5 protein-coding genes are annotated in these 5,122 nt (G+C 49.7%); all 5 read right to left on the reverse strand.

Going from position 1 to position 5,122, the window contains the following annotated elements:
* Positions 1–624: 624 nt before the first annotated feature.
* On the reverse strand, positions 625–942 hold the full coding sequence (locus WBG83_RS22060) for a DUF4259 domain-containing protein (protein ID WP_336747542.1): 318 nt from the start codon (positions 940–942) through the stop codon (positions 625–627).
* Positions 943–946: 4 nt separating this feature from the next.
* Entirely contained in the window at positions 947–1,195 is a 249-nt protein-coding gene (locus tag WBG83_RS22065) for a hypothetical protein (RefSeq protein ID WP_336747543.1), read from the reverse strand.
* A gap of 18 nt (positions 1,196–1,213) precedes the next feature.
* On the reverse strand, positions 1,214–2,365 hold the full coding sequence (locus WBG83_RS22070) for a hypothetical protein (RefSeq protein ID WP_336747544.1): 1,152 nt from the start codon (positions 2,363–2,365) through the stop codon (positions 1,214–1,216).
* Complete coding sequence (locus tag WBG83_RS22075) at positions 2,322–2,612, reverse strand: hypothetical protein (protein WP_336747545.1); 291 nt, start codon at positions 2,610–2,612, stop codon at positions 2,322–2,324. Before WBG83_RS22075 ends, WBG83_RS22070 begins: the two co-directional genes overlap by 44 nt.
* A 74-nt stretch (positions 2,613–2,686) precedes the next feature.
* On the reverse strand, positions 2,687–5,122 hold a 2,436-nt coding region (locus WBG83_RS22080), incomplete at its 5' end, for a glycoside hydrolase family 78 protein (RefSeq protein WP_336747547.1).

The raw sequence follows: 5,122 nt of genomic DNA on the forward strand, positions 1-5,122 counted from the left end.
TTTTGTCTGCTCGTACTTATGAAACTGGACACCGCTACACATCACAGTATTCTTCAGCTTTATCGTTGGCTTAAAATTCTATTATGGGAACCGATGCATCAATGGATGGAACGAATTCACCGTAAACCTAGTCGAAAATCAGCGGGTAGGCGCAAGAAACAGTGAGCTAGTATTTCCGTCACTCAGGGGAAACTACATAAATTTACCAAATGGACAGAGAGCTACCTTCTGGTGGGCAATCGACTTTTTGGTAATGAAAACTAAAACCTTGTTCAGAATTATTCGAAAACTATGCCACCGACTTTTTATGCAACGCTAGTGACTTCGCATAAAAAATAAAGCCGGTCCCTCGATGAAGGGAGCGGCTTTATTCCTTGTACTTATCATACCTGATTTTAGGCACTATAAAGTACGCAAAAAGTATGATTTTTTTAAAAATGCTTTTTGTATCTCTGCCTTTATTCCGTTTTGATGAGTCATATCTATGGTTGTAAGCATGCGTAAATCGGAGGCACGGTCCAGAAGCTTTTGCCTTACATCCTTTGTTAGTGCCGAATTGCAAACAGCCTCTTCTGCCCATTTTGAATATAGACGGAGCGTGTTCTCTTTGTTGTTCTCCTCAGATTAATGCTGCAGCAGTTTTTGTTTGAATGCGGATATGTCCCGAAGCCGCTTTTCCGGGTCTTTCCAAGAATTAATATCTTCCTGTTCAATCAATGAAATTGCCAGCTGCCGGATTGTCGGCATTAAGCACCTCTGCTCTATCTGCAAAGCTGCTAATGCAAGTACCACTGAAATATCCTCCATTGGCTCAGGAAAGCCCTCGATGCACCTTTGAATAATCTCCTCCATCCCTATGCCTTCGACTATAAAACGCTGGAAACGGGCTCTAATATCACACGCAGTATCGTTATCAAAAATTCCTGTTCCCCAGTAACCCATGCTTTCACGTCCCTTCGTTTGAATTCATTAATTTTGTGTTCTGAATAAACTCGGGAAGTGGCAAGAAATCTGCCCCTTCCTGGCCCTCCCAAACTACAAAATCCCCATCATGCTCCCATGAATCCCAATCAAAATGAGGAAACGCTTTTTTTGCAGCCGGACCACAATAAATCACTTTTACTTCACCTTCTGGCAAGTCTAGATAATTTGCCGACCGCATGATATAAGTGTCACCTGCTTTTACTGTATCCATATGCCATCCTAACTCCTTTCAAATAAATTTCCTCTTTATCAAAGCTTTCGGCAAAACCGGGCCGAGAAGATCGGCATAAACGGAACGCTTCAGGCCGGCAAAATTCTGAATTTGTGGATCAAATGGGATCATGCGCGTGTTTTCCTGCAGCTCAGACGGGAGAACTTTTACCAGTTGCTTGTATACTGTTTCATCAGCAAATTGAACAAGATTTAAGCTACCCGATTTTTGAACATTAGCGGCCCCGTCATAACGAGCAGCGAATACTTGAAAATCCCACGGTGATGCTCCCATACACATGAATTTCAATGCAGTCCGTTTCCACTCCAAACGCAGCCATGGAGCAGACGTTTCGTAAAGTGGCCCGAAATCTGCGACCACATAAGAATACTGGCCACCAATTAACTCGATATACTGATCCAGTGTTTGGTCCGGAAAGTAATCCACGCCGTCCAAGCTAAATCCTTGATCTCCCCCAACGGATTGGGCCAGCGAGGTTACTAATGTGGCCAAGCAGACTAATGGGCCTGCCCCCTGTAATACCTCCACACAAGCTACCTTTTCACCGCGTACTGCAAGGGTTTGGGCGAGGCGGATGGCAGCATGTGTTGTGCCGGATCGGCGCATTAGTCCACCAACACCAATAACTATCGTTCCTGGATGACGAGAGAGCGGCTGGAACCTATGGGCTGGAGGAATAGGAGTAAAATCTGCATCACCTTCCTCATCGGCAACAGGCCGCCACCGTTGAAACCATGATTTTGCTTTTGTTGCTATCGCCTCTGCTGATTGTTCTTCTGGAGAGTCAGGGACCTTTTCGTCCATGCTTGTATTTTCTGCAGTTGCAGGATGAGAAGTCGCGGTGCTTCCCTCAAACAATCCTCCAGCCCGCTGTTCCCACTCCGAAATGAGCCATACCTCATCCACTCCATAGCTGCGCCATAACCTGGTTTGCCGTGCATTGTCCTCCTTGACTAAAACAATAATGTCCGATTTAAAGCCCATCAGGTCCCGTAACTCAATCAATTCTGCAGCCAGCTGCTCGGTTACTAGAATGGCTCTAGCCATCTCCCGCAAAAGCCAATGTTCTGCTGCCTTCATATCTGCAACAACGACCCCTTCTCCTTCAAATGCCGGTTTCTCGACCCCGATAATCAGCACCTGCTTCATTGTCCATTCCTCCTTCCATGAGTGCTACATCCGGATATTGATGAGCAGCATATGCCCCCACAACGCTGTCTCCAAAAACACTTAAATCTACCCGGCCATGCCGAATGGCCACATGCTGGATGGCTTGTACAGCATGGGTCATGAATGCTTTAGAATGATGGAGGGATAGGTTTGTTTTCCTTGCGAATTCCTTTATGATAAGTGCGGCACAGAAATCTGTTGTTGCAGGCAAATCTACTGAATTCATAGTTAATTCTCCTTTCCATTTTTATTTATGGAGAAGGGAGCCGCCTTCTTGGCGACTCCCCTCTTGAAATTGATTTACTTATCCCGTTTCAGCAGCCAGTAATCGCTGGCGCGGGCATCCATAATCTCGACTTCTACGGTGTCTTCCTTCACTGTGCCATTGCTGAAGGTGGCCTCGAACAAAAAGTCTGCAGGCCCTGCTTTCAGTTCCTCGTAATTTGCCCGATACAAACTGCCATCCCAGCCTTGCTGCAGCTCATCCGGAGTCAGCATTGTACTATCTCCGGTCCGCAGGAACGTGACCTTAACCTCTGTGGCGAACAAGTCACTACGGGATGGGTCAATCACGGTCGTGTCCGCGTGCAATACGAAACGTTCTCCGGCCAAAAACTGCACCTTGGCCCAAGGCTGCTCCGGATCACTGCCCTTGGACAAATTGTACTGCTTCCGGTTATATTCCCAGTCCGTAGTATGATCCACGCGGCCCTCGACGCTGAGCGGCAGCACCGGAATGGATTTTGTAACACTCGCGGTAGCTCCATGCGGATCTGAAACCTCCAGTGTGACCTCATAACTGCCTGGTAGGACATCCGGCAGTAATGCCGGATCCGAGGTTTGCGTGCTTGTCGTACCGTTCGGGCTGACAATAGTCCATGTGTAGGTCAGCGGATCGCCGTCCGGATCGCTGGCCTGACTGATTACCGTCACATTATCGCCCTCATAGGCTGGCTTTGGTGTCCAATCGAAGTCCGCCTCCGGCGCTCGGTTTGTCAGCATCCAGCGGGTTACGGCCCATGGGGAATTCGTGTACTCGTCCCATACCATAGCTGTCACCTGCACCAACTGGCCTGCTGGTAAATCTGTCGTTACCTGATGACTTGCTGTCGTAGATTGGGTGTTGACCATCACCTCGCCGCTATCAATCAGCGTAACATTTCCTGCTTCATTCTTGATAACCACCCGGTATTTCGTAAATGTCGTATCCGGGTCTAGGTCACTGAACAGCATATCAATCCGTGGCTGTGGACTGCCTGGTGTCGGATTGTCATAAGTGCCGGTCGGGAACGTCAACTCCACGACAGGCGGCATGTTTATCTTGAACCACACCGTATTAGAGTACTCCGACCACATCGTTTCATCATCGTCCGTCACCTTCATCCGGGCCTGCAGCAGCACGCCGTTCGGTAAATCGCTGTCCACCTGGAAGCTGTTCGTCAGGCTTGAGGTATTCTGATATCGCTCCCCGGTCTGGTACACCAGATTTCCTTCAGCATCCCGGATTTCAATCTGGAATTTTTTGAAATAGTTGAATTCCTTATCTGCCTGGGACCAATCAATCGGCGGGCGGCGGTTGCCGTTAATGATGGTCGGTCCATTCACGTTCCCGTTCGGGCTCGTAATCTTCACGGTCGGCGGCGAATTAACGCAGAAGAATTTGAAAGCCGACCACTCGGACCATTCCAGCCCGTCCTTCACCATGACCCGCACACGATACTTCTTGCCGCTCTCCAGCTTGCCTGCCGGAATCGCCTTTGCATTCCAATTGCTCCAGGATTCCTCCGCCACTTCCCCGCTGTCATAAGCCACATATCCGGTGTCCATATCAAAGATTTGCAGCCGGTAATGGGTAAAATGCAGCCCGTCCGCATCGTTCTGCGTCCATGTAATCGTTGGTGTGGTGGTGTAGAATAACGTGCAAGCACCCGGGTCGTCGCAATCCGGATTCGTAATCTCCACCTCTGGCCGTTCATTTGGCGTCGGCAGCGTGCCGTCAATGGTAATGGTCTGGATGTAGAAGTCACTCCAGGCGCTGTACTCGTCCATGACCGCTTCGGCCACCGTGTAAGTGCCGGTTTCCGGCGGAATGACCAGCTTTTGCTTGACCACGGTGCCGCTTGGCGTGATGTAGTAATATTTCCGGTCCAATACGCCCCGGTTTCCTTCATACCCGCTCATGCAGCTGCCGCCCGGATAGCACCGGTCTACATCATAGCTTGTATCGCTCCAGGCTACCGTGTTGTCTGGGTTGGCCGATAACGTAAACTCAGCCACCGGCTTGCGGTGAACAATCAGATTACGGGAATACAAATTGGACTGCTTCCGGAACGACTCCGGCGTAACATCGTCCCATTCGGAATACGTCACCCGGTACAAGCCCACCCGTTCGAACGGAGAAACCGGCGCCGGATACGTCTGGCCGTGATGCGGCGACAGGCCAGAGTAGCCGTCCCCGGTATTCAGGAACATGTCTGGATTTGTATGTTCATACGCCCATGCTGTTCCAGCAGGCCACACCGGGTCATGTTCCGGGTCTTCATAGGCAGTCTCATACTCCACCGGCGCGCCCACCAGTGCCACATCCTTGACCGCATAAATCGAAGAATCTGCAGCGGCCAAATAGGCGATATCCTTCAGCTCCGCGTAATCGCGATCTGAGAATGGCCCGAATTTTCCTGTTGTAAATGTGCTGTCCGTAACATCGGAAACGACAAAGCCGTTCATTTTTACCTT

Origin of the sequence: Paenibacillus sp. y28, assembly GCF_037137075.1 — a bacterium.
In the GTDB taxonomy this organism is placed as follows: domain Bacteria; phylum Bacillota; class Bacilli; order Paenibacillales; family NBRC-103111; genus JBBBNV01.